General features: G+C 39.8%; 30 protein-coding genes and 1 pseudogene. 14 read left to right on the top strand and 17 right to left on the bottom strand.

The genetic code is table 11. The features are described from left to right. Positions 1–2 precede the first annotated feature (2 nt). The 14 genes and pseudogenes from TY03_RS11990 to TY03_RS11925 all read left to right on the top strand — a co-directional run bounded on the left by TY03_RS11990 (position 3) and on the right by TY03_RS11925 (position 9,144). The gene (locus TY03_RS11990) at positions 3–617 is read left to right on the top strand and encodes a DUF4494 domain-containing protein (protein ID WP_042370317.1); all 615 of its coding nucleotides are present in this window, start codon (positions 3–5) and stop codon (positions 615–617) included. Next, on the top strand, positions 614–889 hold the full coding sequence (locus TY03_RS11985; protein ID WP_042370315.1) for a hypothetical protein: 276 nt from the start codon (positions 614–616) through the stop codon (positions 887–889). The genes TY03_RS11990 and TY03_RS11985 overlap by 4 nt, the downstream gene beginning before the upstream one ends. 120 nt (positions 890–1,009) lie before the next feature. Then, positions 1,010–1,303, top strand: a complete 294-nt coding sequence (locus TY03_RS11980) for an HNH endonuclease (protein ID WP_187373993.1) — start codon at positions 1,010–1,012, stop codon at positions 1,301–1,303. Further along, the gene (locus TY03_RS11975) at positions 1,300–1,647 is read left to right on the top strand and encodes a VRR-NUC domain-containing protein (RefSeq protein WP_042370311.1); all 348 of its coding nucleotides are present in this window, start codon (positions 1,300–1,302) and stop codon (positions 1,645–1,647) included. Before TY03_RS11980 ends, TY03_RS11975 begins: the two co-directional genes overlap by 4 nt. A 210-nt stretch (positions 1,648–1,857) precedes the next feature. Beyond that, positions 1,858–2,817 carry a hypothetical protein gene (locus tag TY03_RS11970; RefSeq protein ID WP_042370310.1) on the top strand — a complete coding sequence of 320 codons (960 nt, stop codon included), beginning with the start codon at positions 1,858–1,860 and terminating at the stop codon, positions 2,815–2,817. Continuing rightward, positions 2,753–3,370: a hypothetical protein gene (locus tag TY03_RS22880; protein ID WP_081713096.1), complete on the top strand. Its 618-nt coding sequence runs from the start codon at positions 2,753–2,755 to the stop codon at positions 3,368–3,370. The genes TY03_RS11970 and TY03_RS22880 overlap by 65 nt, the downstream gene beginning before the upstream one ends. 44 nt (positions 3,371–3,414) lie before the next feature. Further along, complete coding sequence (locus TY03_RS11965; RefSeq protein ID WP_230201972.1) at positions 3,415–3,711, top strand: hypothetical protein; 297 nt, start codon at positions 3,415–3,417, stop codon at positions 3,709–3,711. A 101-nt stretch (positions 3,712–3,812) separates the two neighbouring features. Then, positions 3,813–4,564, top strand: a pseudogene (locus tag TY03_RS11960) (DNA-methyltransferase). A 36-nt stretch (positions 4,565–4,600) separates the two neighbouring features. Then, the gene (gene dcm, locus TY03_RS11955; protein WP_042370306.1) at positions 4,601–5,839 is read left to right on the top strand and encodes a DNA (cytosine-5-)-methyltransferase; all 1,239 of its coding nucleotides are present in this window, start codon (positions 4,601–4,603) and stop codon (positions 5,837–5,839) included. 22 nt (positions 5,840–5,861) lie between these two features. Further along, the gene (locus TY03_RS11945) at positions 5,862–6,704 is read left to right on the top strand and encodes a KilA-N domain-containing protein (RefSeq protein ID WP_081713095.1); all 843 of its coding nucleotides are present in this window, start codon (positions 5,862–5,864) and stop codon (positions 6,702–6,704) included. Further along, positions 6,705–7,349: a hypothetical protein gene (locus TY03_RS11940; protein ID WP_042370304.1), complete on the top strand. Its 645-nt coding sequence runs from the start codon at positions 6,705–6,707 to the stop codon at positions 7,347–7,349. It abuts the gene before it with no gap. Between the two features lie 289 nt (positions 7,350–7,638). Next, a complete protein-coding gene (locus TY03_RS11935; RefSeq protein WP_042370302.1) occupies positions 7,639–8,118 on the top strand; it encodes a hypothetical protein in 480 nt (159 codons plus the stop codon). Positions 8,119–8,146: 28 nt separating this feature from the next. Next, entirely contained in the window at positions 8,147–8,650 is a 504-nt protein-coding gene (locus TY03_RS11930) for a hypothetical protein (RefSeq protein ID WP_042370300.1), read from the top strand. Continuing rightward, positions 8,647–9,144, top strand: coding sequence for a hypothetical protein (locus TY03_RS11925; RefSeq protein WP_148335655.1), 498 nt, complete (start codon positions 8,647–8,649; stop codon positions 9,142–9,144). The genes TY03_RS11930 and TY03_RS11925 overlap by 4 nt, the downstream gene beginning before the upstream one ends. Before the next feature lie 51 nt (positions 9,145–9,195). Here the strand turns inward: TY03_RS11925 and TY03_RS11920 are convergent, their stop codons facing one another. From TY03_RS11920 to TY03_RS11840, 17 genes are all read right to left on the bottom strand, one after another. After that, positions 9,196–11,847: a hypothetical protein gene (locus TY03_RS11920; protein WP_042370295.1), complete on the bottom strand. Its 2,652-nt coding sequence runs from the start codon at positions 11,845–11,847 to the stop codon at positions 9,196–9,198. Further along, positions 11,828–12,205 carry a hypothetical protein gene (locus tag TY03_RS11915; protein WP_042370293.1) on the bottom strand — a complete coding sequence of 126 codons (378 nt, stop codon included), beginning with the start codon at positions 12,203–12,205 and terminating at the stop codon, positions 11,828–11,830. The genes TY03_RS11920 and TY03_RS11915 overlap by 20 nt, the downstream gene beginning before the upstream one ends. Continuing rightward, entirely contained in the window at positions 12,186–12,605 is a 420-nt protein-coding gene (locus TY03_RS11910; protein WP_042370291.1) for a hypothetical protein, read from the bottom strand. The genes TY03_RS11915 and TY03_RS11910 overlap by 20 nt, the downstream gene beginning before the upstream one ends. Positions 12,606–12,647: 42 nt before the next feature. Further along, positions 12,648–12,908, bottom strand: coding sequence for a hypothetical protein (locus TY03_RS11905; protein ID WP_042370289.1), 261 nt, complete (start codon positions 12,906–12,908; stop codon positions 12,648–12,650). A 452-nt stretch (positions 12,909–13,360) separates the two neighbouring features. Further along, a complete protein-coding gene (locus TY03_RS11900) occupies positions 13,361–13,768 on the bottom strand; it encodes a hypothetical protein (RefSeq protein WP_042370287.1) in 408 nt (135 codons plus the stop codon). Positions 13,769–13,771: 3 nt separating this feature from the next. Next, positions 13,772–14,098, bottom strand: a complete 327-nt coding sequence (locus TY03_RS11895) for a DUF551 domain-containing protein (protein WP_042370286.1) — start codon at positions 14,096–14,098, stop codon at positions 13,772–13,774. Continuing rightward, the gene (locus tag TY03_RS11890; RefSeq protein WP_042370283.1) at positions 14,095–14,376 is read right to left on the bottom strand and encodes a hypothetical protein; all 282 of its coding nucleotides are present in this window, start codon (positions 14,374–14,376) and stop codon (positions 14,095–14,097) included. The genes TY03_RS11895 and TY03_RS11890 overlap by 4 nt, the downstream gene beginning before the upstream one ends. Then, positions 14,373–14,852 carry a hypothetical protein gene (locus TY03_RS11885; protein WP_042370281.1) on the bottom strand — a complete coding sequence of 160 codons (480 nt, stop codon included), beginning with the start codon at positions 14,850–14,852 and terminating at the stop codon, positions 14,373–14,375. The genes TY03_RS11890 and TY03_RS11885 overlap by 4 nt, the downstream gene beginning before the upstream one ends. Before the next feature lie 174 nt (positions 14,853–15,026). Next, on the bottom strand, positions 15,027–15,440 hold the full coding sequence (locus TY03_RS11880; protein ID WP_042370279.1) for an ASCH domain-containing protein: 414 nt from the start codon (positions 15,438–15,440) through the stop codon (positions 15,027–15,029). A gap of 100 nt (positions 15,441–15,540) precedes the next feature. Further along, positions 15,541–15,984 carry a YopX family protein gene (locus TY03_RS21490; protein ID WP_052332478.1) on the bottom strand — a complete coding sequence of 148 codons (444 nt, stop codon included), beginning with the start codon at positions 15,982–15,984 and terminating at the stop codon, positions 15,541–15,543. Further along, positions 15,981–16,493: a hypothetical protein gene (locus TY03_RS21485; protein WP_052332477.1), complete on the bottom strand. Its 513-nt coding sequence runs from the start codon at positions 16,491–16,493 to the stop codon at positions 15,981–15,983. Before TY03_RS21485 ends, TY03_RS21490 begins: the two co-directional genes overlap by 4 nt. A 1-nt stretch (position 16,494) precedes the next feature. Next, complete coding sequence (locus TY03_RS11865; RefSeq protein ID WP_042370276.1) at positions 16,495–17,079, bottom strand: nucleoside triphosphate pyrophosphohydrolase family protein; 585 nt, start codon at positions 17,077–17,079, stop codon at positions 16,495–16,497. Between the two features lie 138 nt (positions 17,080–17,217). Next, positions 17,218–17,493: a hypothetical protein gene (locus TY03_RS11860; protein WP_042370274.1), complete on the bottom strand. Its 276-nt coding sequence runs from the start codon at positions 17,491–17,493 to the stop codon at positions 17,218–17,220. A gap of 7 nt (positions 17,494–17,500) precedes the next feature. Beyond that, complete coding sequence (locus tag TY03_RS11855) at positions 17,501–17,683, bottom strand: hypothetical protein (protein ID WP_042370273.1); 183 nt, start codon at positions 17,681–17,683, stop codon at positions 17,501–17,503. 10 nt (positions 17,684–17,693) lie between these two features. After that, positions 17,694–18,212, bottom strand: coding sequence for a class I SAM-dependent methyltransferase (locus TY03_RS11850; RefSeq protein WP_042370271.1), 519 nt, complete (start codon positions 18,210–18,212; stop codon positions 17,694–17,696). Between the two features lie 22 nt (positions 18,213–18,234). Then, positions 18,235–18,558, bottom strand: coding sequence for a hypothetical protein (locus TY03_RS11845; RefSeq protein WP_042370269.1), 324 nt, complete (start codon positions 18,556–18,558; stop codon positions 18,235–18,237). A 12-nt stretch (positions 18,559–18,570) separates the two neighbouring features. Then, positions 18,571–18,941, bottom strand: a 371-nt coding sequence (locus tag TY03_RS11840; protein ID WP_148335654.1) for a hypothetical protein, incomplete at its 5' end; no start/stop codon positions are given.

Genomic DNA, 18,941 nt, shown 5'->3' with positions numbered 1-18,941 from the left:
TTATGGGAAATTGGTTTGAATGTAAAATCCGGTACGAGAAATTAATGGAGACCGGAATGAATAAAAAGGTGACTGAGCCTTATTTGGTCGATGCTTTAAGTTTTACAGAGGCGGAAGCCCGTATTATCGAGGAAATGACCCCGTTTATTACAGGGGAGTTTACGATCTCGGATATCAAGCGCGCCAACTATAGCGAGATTTTTACCAGCGATGAGGAGTCGGCAGACCGTTGGTTTAAATGCAAGCTAATATTCATTACACTCGATGATAAGAGCGGTGCCGAAAAGAAATCATCCACTCAAGTATTGGTACAGGCTGCCGATTTGCGCGACGCAGTGAAAAAGCTAGACGAAGGAATGAAAGGTACCATGGCCGATTATCAGATTGGCATGATAGCAGAAACAGCGATCATGGATGTATATCCGTATACCTCGGAAAACATCGAGGAAACGATAGGAGAAAACGCAAACTCTCCCGTGGTAAAACGCTTCATTGCATCTTTGCCGGATGGGTGTAAAACAACGATCACTGTTGGCGGGAAAGCTGTAGTCGTAGATAAGACGGGGAAAGATACGGTTGTAACTCCCGAAGCAGAACATAAACGGGCTGAGCCATGAGAAGTATAACTGCCATGACGGAAGTCGATATTGATCTGGATGATTATGTCGATGAATTCTTAGAAGACGCCTCTGATGAAGAGTTAACTAAAGAGCTGGAGAAAAGAGGATTTAGGGTCATTGGGAAGTCTAGCCGCACAGTCCCTATGGAAGAGCGGATTCAATTCAGTGGTGCTGTCGATCTGAAACGTCACTTATGTGATATATCCGATCTAGGGTATTATGTGAGCGATGATAACCTTCTTGATGCTATCAAGCAAAAGTTGCAATAGCCAATCAATCCCGGTTAGATTTGATCGTCTCTCCGGGAACACCCGTGAGGGCTTTTTGTCATAGTATTAAAATTAATTTAGATGCCCGATCACGAGATGGTCGGGCTTTTTTATAAAACGATGAAGAAAGTAAGTAAAAAGCAATCCAAGTTGAACAGAGAGGTAGCCAAAATAAAATCTGAGCTACCACCGTTTTGTGCCATTTGCGGGAGCCGTTCAAGCGATGCAGCTCATTTGGTCCCCAAGTCTATGTGGCCGGAGCATTATACAAATCCGCTTAATATAGTCTGTCTGTGCCGTGAATGTCACAACAAATATGACAATGACCTCTCATTCCGTAAACTGCAATTAAAACTAATCAGGCAAGTACAATCATTCGATACGCTTGCCGCAAATCGCTATTTTAAGTTATGAAAGAATTAGAGCACCAACTACAAGTATCTTGTATTAAATGGTTTCGTTTGCAGCACCGTGGCCGCTTAATATATGCAATTCCAAACGGAAGTAAACGTAATATCATTACCGCATCCAAATTGAAAGACGAAGGCGTAACACCGGGCATACCCGATCTTCACATTCCGGTACCAAACCGATTCTATCATGGGTTATATATTGAGATGAAAGTAAAGCCCAACACTCCGAAACTCTCCCAAAGAGAAATGATGAATCAGTTGCACGCAAATGGTTATAAATGCGCTGTGTGCTACAGTTTAGATCAGTTTATCGAAGTAGTTAATCAATACCTATCAGACGAATGAAAATACAAACAGAATTCGACCGCCTGATTAATAAATACGGACCGCCTGTTAAGCCTCCAAACACATGGAAAAAAATATTCCTAAAGCCGCGTATGTGTATTGCAAGAACTGCAAAACATCCACCGGTAAAGAGACAATCAAATGCGCGCGATTTCCGCGTGCTAAAATCAGTAGTGCCAAAATGATGGCATGTAGTTATTATCAAGCAAAATGAACAGCTATCAATTAATCTCGAAGCTAAAAAAGATAAGGGATGATACCTATCTCACCGCCATTGACCAAGCCCTTTATTACGAACTTATCTCTGTATGCAATGATAAGGGATGGAAGGATGTGTTTGATGTTCGCAGCAATTCTCTTTGCTCTTCTTTGAATATCTGGGATAAGACATTGCGAAAGTCGAGAAAAGCACTCGCTGACGCTGGCCTTATTTCTTTCGAATCCGGCAAAGACAAAAGGGTCGGATGCTATTATTCATTCACTAAAAAATTAAGCAATGACATGAAAACATCAGTAATATCATCAGTACCTGCTACCGATGAAAATACCGAAGAAAATACCGATGATACACCGATCGTCGAACCGACATCATCAGTACGTAGTACCGAAGAAATTACCGTACCAATTACTGATGAAGAAAAAACAACATCGGTAATATCATCGGTAGCAGGTACCGATGATACCGCAACTCCACCTTATAAGGGAATTCAAACTATAAACGAAGAGAGTCTCGCGCATACGCACGAGCCACCCCCTCCCCGGAAGCCAAAGACTTCTCGCAAAAAAGAGGGAGACGAAAAGCCTTTAGTTTACCCGTTCACTTCAACCGGTTTTATGTCAGCGTGGGAAACGCTTCGAAACACCCCGAAGTGGAAAAAGAAACTCAACTACGCTCTGCAACTTTCGCTAAATAAGCTAGCGCAGTTTGAAGAGGCGTTTGCCATCGAACAGGTAGAAAGAGCTATTGAGTCAAACTGGGTAGGTGTCGTATTTCCTGAGACAGACAAACTTTATCAAGAATGGTTAAATCGAAAAAATGGAAAATCAATTAGTACAACAAAATCAGCAAACAGCAGTAGCACTGCTAACGAGCGAAAAGAAAGCGTTGAAGGACTTGCTAGCCTCGCCGAAGGAGTATTGCAGAGAATTGGCGCCGAAAAATTTAAGTGATGTCTTTGAAGCGCCTTATTTGCCACTTTCAAGGATAGCTATTGAAATCGATCAGATCGGAGTAAGAGCAATTTTATCAATACTATTAACTGAGTTGGTTTCGTTCTTCAATGTCGGAAAGACAATGAACGATATGCAAGTAGCCATGACCTGTGATCTAATCATCGACAACTATCCTGAGTATAAGCTTGAGGACTTTAAACTGTGCTTTAGAAATGCCATGGCTTTGAAATATGGAAAACTGTTTGATCGGTTGGATGGCGGAATTATCATGGAATGGATCAGCAAGTATTCAAGAGAGCGAAATGAATATGTGTCAATTTCGGCTGAATCATCTGCGAGAGAAATTGAAGAGATTGTTAATGATGGCATATTCTATCAAGACTATTTAGTGAATCTTCAAGAGCGAGTAAATAACGGAGACTTAGAAGCAAAGGAGTGTTTGGAGAGGCATCTATCGGTTCAAGCTATCCTAAAGAAGCCGGAGTATATCAAGTACAAAAAAGACCGAGAATATACTCGGTTGCATGGTAAAGGAGACACAAGGAGATGAAACCAAAGAAAAATCTCATAGATCAAGCTACCACCAACGGTAGTATGGACAGAATGAACCAATTACTAAGTGCCGCACACATCTTGCATTGCGAAGCCAACAATCTTGTAGAAGAAGCATCTGATCTGATGATAAGTCAAGGTTTGATGTTAGGCATGCTAAAGAAGCGGCATAGCGATTTAACCAAAGCAGCAGATGTTTACTTCAAGGAATTTGCATCTATGGTCTGTACTGACAAGTCAAAGATGGATATGTTTTCCGATTTAGACGACTTCGATACATCATTCAGGAAGTGGGCTAAGGTACCGGCAGGATGGAAACCTAAAGAGGTGGAGCCATGAAACAATCCATTTCTCTAATAGTAATCATTGCTTTAATCGCATGCTTTTACTACGCATCCTATGCGGTTATTAACCAAATTATTTACAGCAAGTAATCAAAGATGAAAAATATAGAATTATTTAATGACCATTTCCAAAATTACAAAACATACGGAATACCAAAAGCTCAGTTGATTATAGCTGATATTCCCTATAATATTGGAAAGAATGCCTATGGCTCTAACCCATCGTGGTATGTGAATGGCGATAACGCCAATGGGGAAAGCGAACTGGCAGGAAAAGAGTTTTTTGATACTGATAAAGATTTTCGGATAACAGAGTTCCTACATTTTTGTAGCAAAATGCTCGTTAAAGAGCCAAAGGAATCTGGAAAATCTCCCTGTATGATTGTTTTCTGTGAATTTGAACAGCAGTTCGAGCTGATACAAAAGGCAAAAGAGTACGGGTTGAACAACTACATAAACTTAGTTTTTCGCAAGAACTTTTCTGCACAGGTATTAAAAGCTAATATGCGTATTGTTGGCAACTGCGAATATGGTGTTCTTCTCTATCGTGAGAAGCTTCCTAAGTTTAATAACAACGGTCGTATGGTATTTAACTGTTTCGACTGGAAGAAGGACTCTGATACAAAGAAAATACATCCCACACAGAAACCCGTTTCTCTTCTGGAAAACCTTATTGAGATATTCACAGACAAAGGAGATGTGGTAATTGACCCGTGCGCAGGTAGTGGTAGCATCTTTTAGCTGCGGCTCAATGTGACAGGAGAGCGTATGGATTTGAAATAAAGAAAGACTTCTTCCGAGACGCTCAAAAATATGTGTTGTCGAGAGTGCAGAGGAAATTATTTTAGAATCCTCGCATTCAGTAATCAATCAAAGAAAATCAAATGAGAAAGATAGTTCACGCCTCACTATTTAGTGGCTTTGGCGGCCCTGATCTTGCAGCTAAGTGGATGGGCTGGGATAATGCCTTTCATTGCGAGATAAACGAATTTTGTAATACCATCTTGGAATACTGGTTTCCAAAATCAAAAACTTATAAAGATGTCACAACAGCAGACTTTACAGAATGGAGAGGGAAAATCGATGTCCTTACAGGAGGCTTTCCATGCCAACCTTTCTCCGTCGCAGGTCAACGAAAGGGAGCGGATGATAACCGCTACCTCTGGCCGCACTTTCTCAGAGTTATACGAGAAGTCCGACCCACTTGGGTTATTGGTGAAAATGTTGGTGGAATCCTCACGATGGTACAGCCCGGCGAGGAGATTGAAGTGGGATGCCAAGCCTCTTTGTTCGAAGAGAATGACAAAGAAACAATACTCGAACAAGAGTTCGTCGTCGAAACCATCTGCAAGGATCTTGAGTGTGAGGGATATTCCGTCCAACCGATACTTATTCCGGCTTGTGCCGTCGGAGCGCCCCACCGCAGAGATAGAATCTGGTTTATTGCCTACCGTACAGACGCAAGGGCTGAAGGTCTGCAATCGGGATGGGAAGACGGAGTTTTATCCGGTACATCTATTACCGACACCTATGGCAAGCGATGCAACAACCGGAGCGATAATTGGGAAGAACGACCAATTTATTACGACTGGCAACGGTACTCCGAGAAAGATCAATCAGAATGGGACAAACGGGAGTATAGGACTAGCGAGAATGGTTCAGTTGCTTCCTACACCTACTGCCAGAAGTTTCAAGAGCGGATCGAGACTAGAAGATGGTCGAACGAAGCGAAAGTTGGCTTTGGGGTGGACGATGGAACTAAACGATTTGGCAGTTTGCGGTATGCTTCCTACTCCAACCGCTTCGGATTACAAGCCTGGTTACAGCCCAACTGCCATGAGTCGAATAGACGGGAAGTCCCGTATGGATATGCTACGAAGTATTCCGTCAATAATCGGAGAGCATTGCACGCAGCGACCTGGCAAGACTTCCCAACTCAATCCCCTGTTTGTCGCGGAGATGATGGGATTTCCTGCGGATTGGACGGTATTACCTTTTCAAAATGGCGACAAGAGTCAGTCAAAGGATTCGGTAACGCGATAGTGCCACAGGTGGTGCTTGAGATATTCAAAATGATAGAAGAAATTTATACTAACCTTATCCGCCGCAAGTTGACGGCATAAAAACAAAACAGAAAGGAATATTATGGGATATGATTTAATACCAGTTAAAAAAGAAGCTGGGAGTCCGAGCGGTATGATAAGCACATGGCCAATGATACTTAACGAAACTGGAGCCGGGTATCTTTTTGGATATGGTGATAATACTGTGAAACCAGGTTTCTATATATACAATGGCAAAAGAGGGCCGGGAAGTCCTGTTAGTAATGATGGCTTCAAGGTATCTGCTTCGGAAGCAAAAGCAATGGCAAAGTTATTTAGGGGATATGCACATGTAAAAAGAGCTATTCGCGAAGAAGGAGAAATACTTAATAGTGAGGAAAGGGCTATATACTCTAAATTCAAATGGTACAAAGAGCCACCATCTGAAGAGTTTATCAAGAAAGTCCAGAATTTCGGGGATTTAAAAAATGCGCTTTCTATGGCTTGTAGAGGTAAGAAAAATGGTGGTACATGGATGCATCCTATTTTGTTTGTTAAGTTCGCCATGTATTTAAGCCCTAGATTTGAGTACCATGTTTTGAAATTCGTTTCTGACGAAATGATACGCTATCGTAACGATGCTGGAGATGCTTACAAGGAGTTGAGCTCTGCCATCATGCGTATTGTTCCAAAAGACTTCATGCCGAAGGCAATGTGTAGGGTTGGCGAGGCGTTGAATTGGGTTGTGTTTGGCAATCACGAGAAAGATTTACGCAACAAACATGGTGAAGAACATAAGCAGCGTGAGCTTTATCAGCTCGAAAAGAAAGTGGCTGATTTGATAAATGAAGGATTTATAACTAACTTTGACAACGTTATTAACTATCTAAGAAATCAGTACCAGAAGCGGAATTCCCCGCAAGTATTTAATCAAAGTGTAGCTTAAATGAATGCATTATCCAAGTTGAAAGTGAGTTATATAGAGGGGTTGATAGCCAACCCTTTTTATGTTCGTAAGTTGATAAATCGCAGGAGTAATGTTATCTTGTCTTGTCTTTTGACCCAAGCGTATAGCCATTTTACTACGATGATGTTGCATCGTAGTTTGGCCGTACTTGATAACAACTCTTATGAGGAGGCAGAGAAGTCGGCTATCTTGTTCGATTCTCTATTCGCTTTAGATGTTAAGCCAGAAGATATGCTGCATAAAACTGATGAAGAGACGAATAAATCCTTGGATGACTATGAGAAGCTATGTCATAATCTTAATGCTTTAGAAAAGTTAGGCATAGAGAGGGAGGTGGTTATTGCTTTTTGCAAACAAGTTGAGTACGGGTGTGGAAATAAGCTTGCCAGGTATCGAGTTCAATGTAACTTTCATTATACATATTATGCAGAAGCGACTTTTCTCTATCTGTTGGACCTGTGTTCCTACGAAGAAATGATGGGGCAATTCTTTGAGTATAGCTTATTCACAAAGAAGCGCTCTCCGGCTAAAGTCAGACGATTTATAAAGGATCTAAGGATGGCTTTGGATTTATTCAATGAAATAACTCAGAAAAGGAATATCCGAACTAAATGTAAATTATAATAGCTTAGAGCGTAGTTGCCTCTTGAGCTAACAAAAGCAATAAGAGATAGTAATTCCCTGCGTTTTCAAGCGTTACAACTGCCATCATTTGAAATAACCTATTTTGGCGCTCCACAAAATTATGGAACGCCTGATGATCAGCAATGGTCATTTTTGACCTATGACTTTCTGTGAATAGTAAAGGCTACTGTGTAGTGCAGTAGCCTTTATTAATTTGAGACTGTATGCGTTAATATGTAGAATGTTTATGGGGTAATTATTCGTTGATTTGCCGAATAAAGCAATACGTATGAATATTATTTTAACTATCAAGAAAGCGGCTATTTATGATGAGGTGGCAAAGCTAACAGGTTATGTTGGTGCGAAGACTATTGAAGATACCGGAAAGGCTTATGATCGTGTGTTTACAACCGATGATGATCGATTTATGCTAGAGCGCTTTTGGCGCGAGGCTGTTGGGGCAATTACAGATGAGGTTAAAAGGTTCATTGTTAGCGTAAGTACCCCAGCGAACAGCCAACTAGTTGATATAACTGAGGTTTGGACTGCTACTTTGGATATGCCTAGTAATTTTGATTCTAATCTGACGGAATCAATAAATGACTCTCTATTATCTTATTCTGTAAACTCAATAGCGAGTAAATGGTTCGCTATCACAAATAAAGAAGAGTCAGATAAGTATAATGGCATGGCTTTTCTAGCAGGAAATGAAGTAAAAAGCAAGTTGTATTATCGGAAAAAACCTCAGAGGGTAGTCCCTTCAATTTAAAAGTATTTATTTAAAACAGATTGTGAATATGGCAAAGAAAGAATTAGCTATTACACTTGTTAAATCGGAGTTGATTTATGAAGTACAGAACAAAACGTATCTAACGGGTAGGAGTAGAGAGACTGGAGAGAACCACGAGCAGGTCGCTAACATGCAAGTAAATGATGACGAAGAGCACAAAAATCAAATTCTTCGTTCACTTGGTGATGCGTATCGGGAGTTAAAAACGAAGTTATCAAACTACCTTGTAGAAACAACTGCAAAATCAACTGATATTCAGGAGGCTGATACTGGCGATTTTAAGTTTGCATTAAAGATGCCAAGCAACTTTAATCAAGCTGCATCTGATAGTATATCTGCTGCTTGTCACAAGTATCTGGTGAACACGGCTATTTGTGATTGGTTTATGATCACTAAGCCAGATGAAGCAAAAAACTATGCAGACTTGGCTATTGTAGCTCTCCAGTCCATTCGCGAGTCGGTTAATAAGAGGAGCGTGCCTACTAGAACAACGCCTTCAGATCAAGCATGAGAAGGATTGAAGTAACACTATTGAGAGGTGAGCTTATATATGATATGGAGCTTGTCGCGCATGTGGTAGGGGAAACAGTAAGGAGTGAAGATGAAAAGGATCGCAGTATAGTTATGGATGTGGCTGACGATGGGAAGGTAGATAAAACGACATTGAATATAAATAAGGCATGGTGCGATCTTCTCAATGAAACAACTGGATATACCAAAGTTGCAGTCGATGATGACATGGCGTCTGATAATAGCTTCATTGCCCCTGAAGAATATGTTGTTGTTCTAACTGTTCCGGAAAGTTTCACCAAGTTGAATGTAGAAGCTATAAAAAACGCTATGCATGCTTATGTTGTCAATAAAGCTTTAGAGGGTTGGTTTTCTATGACAAAGAAAGATGAGGTCGCATATTACGCAAATGAGGCACGAATGGAATTAGCTAAAGTGAAGAGATTTTTGAACATGAGAATACGTCCAACTAGAATTAGGCTGAGTCCTTTTTGATTATTTACAACAAAGGCTGCTATCGCACATCAGATAGCAGCCTTTGTTTTGTTATCGAAGTTTATTGGTTTGCTTGGTGTCAAATATGATAGATGTTCCAGAAATGCTTTCGCTAGGGGATAAATCGGCAACAATGACGTAGCGGAAATATTTATAGGGGCTCCCATGTACCGACCGTATAGCATGGCTATTACTTGATGCGATAGGAACAAAGTTGATGCAGTCCCTAGAACCATATAAAACTGTCTTTATTTTCCCTTCTTCAAATACACCACGATGGATGGATTGTGTAACTGTTTTTAATAAGTCCGGGGCGTCGAGCTTAAGCGGCCTAGTAATGATTACGCCTTTTGTTTTTAGCGATTCGTTACTCTTAGTAATATCTACCAGTGTATTTTTTGTGGTCATAGCATACGAAAGTGGATAGGCATTAATCGCATTAGAGAAGTTCGATGCTATAATAGACCATGTTTTATTTTTAAGGTTGTATACATACGAGTACTCTTGTTTTGGATTAAACAGTATTATCCTAGAGTTAGGGTAGTCGTATACCATCTGACATCCCATCAAGAATTCTTTAAACGGAATATATTCAAATGGAATATCATTCAATTCAGCTTTCTCTATGAGAATTGGAAACGAAACTAGAAGGCTTTGTTTGAAAATAGCTCCATCTAAAATATCTGAGATACATCTACTCTCAGCGCCAGATAGTAGCATTATTCCTTGGTCTGTTGTAAACACAACAGCTCCATCAAGTTGGGTAATAGATGTTGGATTATTGCATACATCCCGCGTTGCTGGTTGCTTGGCTGAATAAGATCCGGCTGACGATACTTCTAGTGCCCATACTCCTTCATCGGTAAAAGCATACAAAGGAAACTGTCCAAACTGTCCCTGAGAAAGGGCTTTGGTGGACGAGCTGATTCCTATTATTGTGCCAGATCCTACGGAGTTTATACCGGTAGCTGGAAACTGAAACGGATTGTTGACTTCCGATGTGTATATCTTATTTGGATGGTATATAATCGGTTCTGTCCCATTCAGAATTGAAGTATCAAATGTCGTTTTAAACACAATCTCGTTGTATTCGCTAAAATAGAAGGCTCCGTTTAGGAATTGATGCTTCTCCATTTTTACTTCAGCATATGATTTTTCTCCGGTACTGCTTGTGCGCTCTATAATCGCTCTGGTGGCGTTTGGATTCGGATAGAACAAATATTCCGGTGCCTCATATATGGGAAGCTTACTGTTGTTGTGAACAAGTAACTCCTTACCGTTTTCTAATAAGAATATATGAATAAGATAGGTGAAACTTCGAGGGGTGGCTACTCCATTTTCAATCAATCCATTAGTATATATAAAAAGAGATTCTGACGGGAATCCAAATAGTTTTCTGTGTAGGTTCGCTATATTTAACCTTGAGTTATACACAAAAGAATATGAAGGTATAACCGTGTCATGCGAGTTATATTCTTCAACAAGTCTTTCTTGGGTTTGTAAGGCTGCCAACTTGTTCGGGTTAACCACTATTTTCCCTTCTTCGATCAACTCCTTTACTTTAATTGTTGCTACTTTATAAAAGTTAGAAGTTTCTTTGATTCTTCTGTGTATATCTTTCTCATCGAAGTATGGCCCGATAACCTGTGGGTTTATAAGGTCATTACTCCAATCTACTCGACTATAAAAAAACCTTCGGTTAATTGCCGTTTTCCCAATATCCATATATCCAAACCCTAATGATTGATACTGTGATATTTCATCATCGTACCTTCCTTTGACGATGGCCTGGCAACTTCCATTTTGATCGTATGAATATATTGGCTCCGATATGTATATGTCAATGTTTTGAATTACATCTTCCCATTTCCTGAGCTGTGTTAATTCTTCGACGGAATTGAGTAGTCTATATGTTAATCCTCCGATGTAAGATCTTATTCTAGCATTAAACCCTCTAGCAACATTATCTGAGTATGTATAGGACATAATATCTATTACCGGGCATCTCCCACTATTTGGAATCATCAATACGGGTGGGGATTGCATGTAGGATCCATCAAATGCCCGATATGAATATCTAACGAAGAATGGAAATATGAATTCGCCGCGTCCTATAGATTTCTCTTTGATGTATTTGTTAATTGCAGCTGTTACTTGTTCTGTAATTTGATTTTTAGCTTCTCCATTTAGTGTTATTGTGTTGCTGATAGGTGGGTTTAGCTCTAATTTATCCGAATTAATGTGGTAATAATCAGATTCTATAACAGCTCCCTGTAATCCAAATGACAGATTTAGAAATGGTGGTTTAGTACCTAAATTTTCGTATGAGTTTCTTTTGTATAAAAGATAATACATACCATTAGATGTGAGTAAAAGCAATGTGTTTCCTATGGCATTTACGTGAAACAACTCTGTCCCTTCTATTGTCATTAACTCGGTGGTAGTTAATGGAGAATTAGAGAAGTAGCATAGTTTATTCAGAGCAATGTCATGTGTGATGTAATTACAGAAGCTAGGCGTTTTATGTACGAATATAACTTTCTGATTTGGCTGCAAAACAAACAATGTTTTAGGAGGTGAGACGGAAAGTATATTTCCGTCTTCATTAGTCATATTAATTAATACTGATAGGTCTCCATCTTGGCTATCGTAATCACTTGGTACTGCTGTAATACCAGTGTATTTAATCTCCTTCTGCTGCATAGTTTTTTCTTGTTATAATTGGTAATACTTTTCGCCCATCTATCTCATGTGGGTCGCCGACTCGATAGGCAGCGCTAGAAGATCTTCCGTCTGAACTTATTATTTTTCTACAAAGCGACTCCCATCTGACACGTAAATATCCAGCTGATTTATTTGCACGGCGGGCTATTCCTGTAATGTTTTTATCTTTAACTTGCCTCGCGTGGATATAGATATAGGTCTCATCTTTGTCTTTGGCGACCTGTATAGCATCTCCTTCCTGTATGCCAAGTAGAGATACAACTTTAGATGTAAGGTGTATGTCTCCATTTGGCATAAATTTGATATCGGGTTTAATGTTACTTACTATTTGATTCATCGTATTGGAGTATATAATCGGTTGATTCATTTTTAGCTCTTCGTATGATGTTAAACCGTTGATCTTTGTTGTGTGGCAATCCAAGATCAAAGAAAACACTCTGGTTGGTAGGGCATAGATTTTCAAAGACATAGTATCCTGTTTCTCGATTTTTGGATACTAGTCCTACTTGAGTTTGTGCAGCAAATTGGTAATTAACTCGCTTCAAAGCGTAGGCTGTAACTCCTTTATATTCGGTTTTATATACGAATATAAAAGGGATTCCCCCTTTTGAGATTTTTAATAATCTCGCCGCTCCATCAGATAGTGACACAAAGTTAGTCTCGCTATGAAGAATGACAAATAATCCTTTTTTGGATTGGTTATGGCGCATAACACTAAGTAAGTTTCTTATTTTCATGAGGCAAATATAATGTATGAATAATGTGAATAATTCTATGTATTAATCATCGACTTCTTCTTTGAGTTTATCGAAACGATTCTCTATTCTAATTAAGGTCTCTGTAGTATGGAATTTAATAATCCCGGTGACTTTTAAAGTTGTTGTGTTTGCTTTTATCTTTTTACAAAACTTTGTGGCCTCTTTTTTGGAAGGGTAGGGGGTGCCGGAGATATAGTCTTGCTGCCCGTCGAATAGCACAACAGCATAGTAGGTGTTTCTTTTAGGAAACAACTTTAAGAAAATTGATTTTAATTTTTTCATCTTATTATTTGTTTGTTAAAACTGAAATTAATTACGTTAACTGTTAACAAGTTTATTTTAATTATTAAACCATGTTATAAGACACGCTGATTTGGTTTAGAAATTTGGAGATTTCCCGAAAACCAGTACCTTTGCAATGTGTTTTTCATAGTATTAGATTTAAGGTTAACAAAGGTTGGAGCAAGGCGTTGCTCCTTTTTTTATGCCCATACGTTTGTTCTCATCTATGACTCTTTTGTTTTGCCTTTCGACCAATTTTGTTTTTCCTTCGACGTTTAGCGATAGACTTAGGATTAGCTCCTTTTTTGGTTGAGCTGCCTCGCCAGTAGTTAGGTTTCTCTCTGTCTAAAGGATTATCTGTTTCTACCTCGTGGTAGAATCCAGCTTCATCGTAATAGCTTCCCATCTTATTAATACGGTTCACCTATACACCGTAAGGTTCTAGATTATAATTATTCTTTAAAATTAGGTATTTGTAAATAGAAAGAAGTGCGAGATAGTGGAAGCCAAATACTGTTTTCTTCATTGCAAGTACTCCAACATTCGCTACCAAATCTATCATCTAAAGCATTTATTATTTTTGTTGCAATATCTCTAACATACTGAATATTAATCAATCGTTTATGACCTACTATTATCGTTGGTGTATAGATTGAGATTTTATATTCTCCACCATCAGTTGCATGCCAGCCACCTTGCGCAACGGTAATATGTGATGCGGATTGATTCTTGTACTCCTGAACAATACTGTAATAGATATTGAATACTAATGGCTTGAACGATGCTTTGTAAACCTTCATTCCTGTAGCATCCTTTATTACCTTTCTAAGTTGCTGCTCGTCACGTGTTAATGTAGACATAGGCTATTCGGGTATTGGCATCCAGTGAGTAATAGTTTCCCATGTATGGTGTCTTTCTCCCCAAGTATTTGTATCTTCATCAATGAAGCAAACATCACATAACCAGATACCATCCTCTTTATTTTTATTGCGACATCTTACATTAACAAGTTTACCAGGATCAGGCAAGCGTTCTTCTACTCTGATCCATGGGGATTGCTTGGCTTTCCACTCTGCACCTTTGTGAAACATATTAAGCATTGCCTGCCTTTGGTATGCTAACTCCCCATCGACTATAATCGCATAGCTATGTAACAGTTCTTCGCTTGCTGCTTTTTCTAATTCTGTCATAATGTAGGTGGTATAAATTCAATATTCGCTTTCTCCATCGCTTTCTCAAAGGTAAAATCAGGCTGGTTTTCTAAATACCAATCGTTCCAACCGGCATACTCTTGCCCTCGAGAACACACACTATACGACTTGTCTTTCACATGACATCTTGCATGACAGACATCACGCAATGTTTTACCACCAGACCATCGGTAGTCGGCAAAACAAACGATTTCTTTCCCCTCGTCAAGCAACTGCTTGAGCAGGGTGTAATCACGGCTTAGTTGGTAGGGTATCATTTTGCTTCTCCTTTCATGTAACCGTTCTCTGCGAGCCAACAAAGCATCTGATAAGCAGATTCAAGGCTCGTTTCAGCTTCTCTAAGAACATATCCATTAATAGAATTATCTTCACCGCTTTCGTTGTATATACATTGCCACAGAGTTTCTTCCGGGTGGGATAAACATGCATCAAGTGGCATCATCTCTAGCATATCCTGCAACGTAAATACGCCACAGCCCTCACGGTAAGAATGATCGTAGATACCTATTTGGGCATCGAAGTACTCTTTGTGAGTAGACTCCCATACTTCAGATTCTTCATTCCACCACTCATATAGCGGTTCTGCACCTGGCATCCCGTGATTCTCTACTTCCCAGCCTACGTGTTCTCCATCCTCCCCGATGAATAAGAGAATAACACTTGCATTACTTACATCTACACCCAGGTCTTTCAGGTGCTTCATTTGTTCGATTGATAGGGTTTGATTTTTCATCCTTTGTCACATTTTGGTTTAACGTATTAAAAATTCTATTCAGTATCAATAATATGTAGGATAGTACATTAGCAATAATAATCAATAGGGCTACCTCTTTGGATGTTCCTGATATAAGTGCTGTTGCCATCACAAAGAAAACTGTTATAAGTAGCAACTTTACTTCATGTACCCTCATGGCTTACCTCCTTCCTCAATTACACCGGAATATTCCCAGAAACTCAACTTACCTTTTGCCGGTATAGGGTTAGCAAATAGTATCGGGTTGGCGAGTACCCAGTTATATACTCCTTTCTCCGCCCATACAGACGGATAATTTTGTACGCAGTCTACTATCTTGACGCTGCCAATGATAGAGCCGAAAGGGAGACTACCAAACGTGCGCTCCTTTGCAATCGTAGCAAATGCGCCTTTAGCTTGTTCATCAGTCGAATTGACTTTAAATTTCTTTCCACGGAAACCACTTGCATGGATCAGTACTCTTTGCCCGATATACTTCTTAGGACATGGCCAAGTGCGGTTCTCGATGTCTTTGATGCCGTGGACGATTAAGGACGCCCAAGGCTGTTTGATGGTGATTGCTTTCATTTGTCAGATAATGTTTTAATGAAACAAACTAATACGATTACTATGCCGGCTACAATTGCGCACTGAGTTGCAGGATGTAACGATGAGAACACTTCTAAGCTCATTCCTTACCTCCTTTCAGTAGTTCGGGGTTATCGTGGATATTGCCAATCACAATAGCCTCATTGTTATATATCATATTAAAGCTAAGACCCTTACTCCATCCTCCGGTTTTAGTTGAGTTCTTAACTCTCCATCCAGATGGGTTAGTATTAGAAGAAAAATATACTTGACTGATAAATTGAATCTTTTCCCCATTTGTTGATTTGGGGTTAAAGCACATTCTTTTTAGCAAGTCACCTTCGTATATCTCCTTTCCATTCTTATCGAGTAGTCCGGTGAACTGTCCGACGGTATCGGGGACAACTTTTATCGGCTGGCATCCATCGACCTTAATGTACGAGCACCTACCTTCTCCATCGCATAGCGAGAATTCAAGATAGTACCCGAATATCCATTCACCGGTATCGACTCTCTTTCCTCTGAACTTGATTTGTCTTTTCATTGCTTTGATTTTCTATAATTAAACACTTGTGGCTTTACTCCTTCTCTTCGCATGATTGAACAGAGAATAGCATTTTCGGCACGATTATTGGCTTCTTGCTCACTTGCTTCCTTCTCTACGAATATGAGCCCATTTCGCTCGTACATCAGTCCCCAGTTGTTGGGAACTTCATCTTTGCTAACCATGCTATCAGGACATAGATAATAGCGGAAGTTTCCGGCTCCATCGTTTGGGTTTTGGCGAACTATCTTACGGGCATCTCGAAGAAAATCCGCACGGCTAACCTTTACTTCAATGAGATAAGTTCTAAACCCTGTAGTGCCCCAAACATCAGCGAGCTCCCAACCTTGTGTAACAAGCTCTACCGAAACATACTTTACGCCATACGTAAGTTTCCGTAGGTATTCAGCACCAAGTAAGCATAGTTCACGGTGTTTCGTATTGTCATGCTTGCGCTTTATCTTCACTTCAGGTGGTTTAGTACCTGATCTTGTTCCTCTCATTCCCATATCAATACTTTTTTCCGTGCATTCGCCCACGGGATTGGTTATACTTTATTTTCTGTTCCACATGCCACATTAGGTCGATATCTAGATGCTTCGCAAAGCCAAGTATCTCAAGCAGCATTATTTCGGGAGTCACTGCCGAAGTTTCAATAGAGCGACTAGTAGCGGATATAAATCGAACAATGTGGTAGACTGACTCAGTGAAAGACTTGCCTTGATAAGTAGCGGCATATTCTTCAATCGTTTTAAGGTCAAAAACATCTTCGTTAAGATATACCTCTCGTGCTCCGAATAAGTCAAGCAGGCGGATGAAGGCATCGGCTAGCTCATCCTCAACGGAATCCTTGATGTGATAACAGAAAGATACCTCATTGAAATAGTCTTGGTTTCCTGTCCTTTCGATACTCGCTTTTGACAATAGCTTGTAATCTTGAATATCAGCTCTTCTTCCTTTCCGATCTGCTTCTACCGCTTCGGAAAGCTCTGTTATAACGAGCATAAGGAAGTGTTGATCGCTCGGGTTATTATCCCAGAAGCCCTTGACTGCTGCATTTGCGTGAATCTGGTCACGTAGGTTGTTTAAATTCATTGCTTTGATTTTTTAGATTTTACTTTGATTGGATTCCACTTCTCACCTGTACCGAATTGATAAGATGAAAGCCGTTGGTTCGGAGCCAGTATTTAAAGGCTCCTATGCTCATTTGATTCATTACTTTATTATTTTGAATTAAAATAAAAGATTCTTGACTTTCGACATAATGTAGTCGAAGTGTTCCCTAAATTCCTTTGTATGAGTAAATACGGGAGAATCTATATTTGACAAATTCAGCTCTACAATATTGCCCATACATTTAATATGTTCGGAGTGTGCTTTACGATAACCGCTTTTATAGGCGCTCATAACTAATCGACGAACCTCCATCCGATCGACAAACTCGGGCTGCGGATCGCATACCCGTTTAGAATGCTCTATCGCCAATACGGTTTCTGTCTTTTTCTTCATATTTTTCTTATACAGGTTGTTTAATCAATTCAAGACAGATTCGCACACCATCCATAATATCGTTTTTAATTGATAACAGGCGAAGTTTAGCGTCCATACATCCTACGTCAGAGAATTGCTTCTCTACTATTTCTTTCGCTTTTGCCATTGCCAACTCCGATGCCTTGGCAATAATTTCTTTTTCATTCATATTTATATTGTTATTCGTTAATTGGTAATTTCATAAAGCACATCCACATGGTTTTACCATGCCTTCCAGTAGTATGCCCAAACAACGGCTGCCGTTCGATGGCATTCAATACTTCTTTGACCGTAATCTGATCTTCGTTCCACTTGAAAATCAAAACGCCATAGTCTTCTAGCACACGAAAGCACTCATCTACACCTTTCTTTATCAACCTTGGCCAATCTTCAGGGAGTTTACCGTACTTCTTGGCCAACCAACTATCTCTACCGGCCTTTATCAAATGAGGAGGGTCAAACACTACCAGTTTAAAAGATTCATCCAAGAATGGCATATCGGTAAAGTCAGATACAATATCCGGGTGCACTTTCAGACTTCGACCATCGCAAAGAGTATGTTCTTCATCCCGGATGTCAGCAAACAAAGCCAAAGGGTTTTCTTTATCAAACCAAAACATTCGGCTACCGCAACAGGCATCAAGTATTAGTTTTGCCTGCTTTCCGTGGGCACGTGCATATTCTGTTATTTCACTCATGTTTTAATTTTATTGAAGGTTATTACTCTTTATCCCAATCGATTTTCTCGTATGAGTGTTTCCCGATAAAATCCCAATCATCATTATAGGGCCACTCCTCTTCATCACAATCTTCCGGGCATTCATCTGTATGTACATGATAGTTTGATCTTTCATCAACTGTTGTTACCACAGACCTATACTGAATTTCTGCGATATAGTTTTGGCCGCAACAGGCTTCATTTGATATGCCTTCACCGTCATCTTCCGTTAGCCAATCTTCCGCCTCTTTTAGCGTTTCAAACTCTTGGTAATCTCCGTTTGCAGCATCATAAGCCACATAACGGTAATTGTTCTTTTTACTCATTGCTAAATTGAATTACGTTATTCTAAATCCGCCACTTTTCTCACAAAACTCAGCGAGTTCCTCGACTTTCTTGATAAACTCTTCAGATGGTGGCTCTTTGTACCATTTGAATTTAGAGTATATAGCCCTTTCCTCACTATTAAGTATTTCTCCTTCTTCGCGAATAGCTCTTTTTACATGTGCATATCCCCTAAATAACTTTGCCATTGCTTTTGCTTCCGAAGCAGATACCTTGAAGCCATCATTACTAACAGGACTTCCCGGCCCTCTTTTGCCATTGTATATATAGAAACCTGGTTTCACAGTATTATCACCATATCCAAAAAGATACCCGGCTCCAGTTTCGTTAAGTATCATTGGCCATGTGCTTATCATACCGCTCG

The sequence above is a fragment of the Bacteroides neonati genome (genome assembly GCF_000499785.1).
Classification (GTDB): Bacteria; Bacteroidota; Bacteroidia; order Bacteroidales; family Bacteroidaceae; genus Bacteroides; species Bacteroides neonati.
This window is presented reverse-complemented; position numbering and strand designations above follow the sequence as displayed.

Excerpts from the sequence above, each read along its gene's own strand:
- TY03_RS11990 (WP_042370317.1), top strand. The coding sequence starts at position 3 with ATGGGAAATTGGTTTGAATGTAAAATCCGGTACGAGAAATTAATGGAG.
- TY03_RS11985 (WP_042370315.1), top strand. The coding sequence starts at position 614 with ATGAGAAGTATAACTGCCATGACGGAAGTCGATATTGATCTGGATGAT.
- TY03_RS11980 (WP_187373993.1), top strand. The coding sequence starts at position 1,010 with ATGAAGAAAGTAAGTAAAAAGCAATCCAAGTTGAACAGAGAGGTAGCC.
- TY03_RS11975 (WP_042370311.1), top strand. The coding sequence starts at position 1,300 with ATGAAAGAATTAGAGCACCAACTACAAGTATCTTGTATTAAATGGTTT.
- TY03_RS11970 (WP_042370310.1), top strand. The coding sequence starts at position 1,858 with ATGAACAGCTATCAATTAATCTCGAAGCTAAAAAAGATAAGGGATGAT.
- TY03_RS11965 (WP_230201972.1), top strand. The coding sequence starts at position 3,415 with ATGGACAGAATGAACCAATTACTAAGTGCCGCACACATCTTGCATTGC.
- dcm (WP_042370306.1), top strand. The coding sequence starts at position 4,601 with ATGAGAAAGATAGTTCACGCCTCACTATTTAGTGGCTTTGGCGGCCCT.
- TY03_RS11945 (WP_081713095.1), top strand. The coding sequence starts at position 5,862 with ATGGGATATGATTTAATACCAGTTAAAAAAGAAGCTGGGAGTCCGAGC.
- TY03_RS11940 (WP_042370304.1), top strand. The coding sequence starts at position 6,705 with ATGAATGCATTATCCAAGTTGAAAGTGAGTTATATAGAGGGGTTGATA.
- TY03_RS11935 (WP_042370302.1), top strand. The coding sequence starts at position 7,639 with ATGAATATTATTTTAACTATCAAGAAAGCGGCTATTTATGATGAGGTG.
- TY03_RS11930 (WP_042370300.1), top strand. The coding sequence starts at position 8,147 with ATGGCAAAGAAAGAATTAGCTATTACACTTGTTAAATCGGAGTTGATT.
- TY03_RS11925 (WP_148335655.1), top strand. The coding sequence starts at position 8,647 with ATGAGAAGGATTGAAGTAACACTATTGAGAGGTGAGCTTATATATGAT.
- TY03_RS11920 (WP_042370295.1), bottom strand. The coding sequence starts at position 11,847 with ATGCAGCAGAAGGAGATTAAATACACTGGTATTACAGCAGTACCAAGT.
- TY03_RS11915 (WP_042370293.1), bottom strand. The coding sequence starts at position 12,205 with ATGAATCAAATAGTAAGTAACATTAAACCCGATATCAAATTTATGCCA.
- TY03_RS11910 (WP_042370291.1), bottom strand. The coding sequence starts at position 12,605 with ATGAAAATAAGAAACTTACTTAGTGTTATGCGCCATAACCAATCCAAA.
- TY03_RS11905 (WP_042370289.1), bottom strand. The coding sequence starts at position 12,908 with ATGAAAAAATTAAAATCAATTTTCTTAAAGTTGTTTCCTAAAAGAAAC.
- TY03_RS11900 (WP_042370287.1), bottom strand. The coding sequence starts at position 13,768 with ATGTCTACATTAACACGTGACGAGCAGCAACTTAGAAAGGTAATAAAG.
- TY03_RS11895 (WP_042370286.1), bottom strand. The coding sequence starts at position 14,098 with ATGACAGAATTAGAAAAAGCAGCAAGCGAAGAACTGTTACATAGCTAT.
- TY03_RS11890 (WP_042370283.1), bottom strand. The coding sequence starts at position 14,376 with ATGATACCCTACCAACTAAGCCGTGATTACACCCTGCTCAAGCAGTTG.
- TY03_RS11885 (WP_042370281.1), bottom strand. The coding sequence starts at position 14,852 with ATGAAAAATCAAACCCTATCAATCGAACAAATGAAGCACCTGAAAGAC.
- TY03_RS11880 (WP_042370279.1), bottom strand. The coding sequence starts at position 15,440 with ATGAAAGCAATCACCATCAAACAGCCTTGGGCGTCCTTAATCGTCCAC.
- TY03_RS21490 (WP_052332478.1), bottom strand. The coding sequence starts at position 15,984 with ATGAAAAGACAAATCAAGTTCAGAGGAAAGAGAGTCGATACCGGTGAA.
- TY03_RS21485 (WP_052332477.1), bottom strand. The coding sequence starts at position 16,493 with ATGGGAATGAGAGGAACAAGATCAGGTACTAAACCACCTGAAGTGAAG.
- TY03_RS11865 (WP_042370276.1), bottom strand. The coding sequence starts at position 17,079 with ATGAATTTAAACAACCTACGTGACCAGATTCACGCAAATGCAGCAGTC.
- TY03_RS11860 (WP_042370274.1), bottom strand. The coding sequence starts at position 17,493 with ATGAAGAAAAAGACAGAAACCGTATTGGCGATAGAGCATTCTAAACGG.
- TY03_RS11855 (WP_042370273.1), bottom strand. The coding sequence starts at position 17,683 with ATGAATGAAAAAGAAATTATTGCCAAGGCATCGGAGTTGGCAATGGCA.
- TY03_RS11850 (WP_042370271.1), bottom strand. The coding sequence starts at position 18,212 with ATGAGTGAAATAACAGAATATGCACGTGCCCACGGAAAGCAGGCAAAA.
- TY03_RS11845 (WP_042370269.1), bottom strand. The coding sequence starts at position 18,558 with ATGAGTAAAAAGAACAATTACCGTTATGTGGCTTATGATGCTGCAAAC.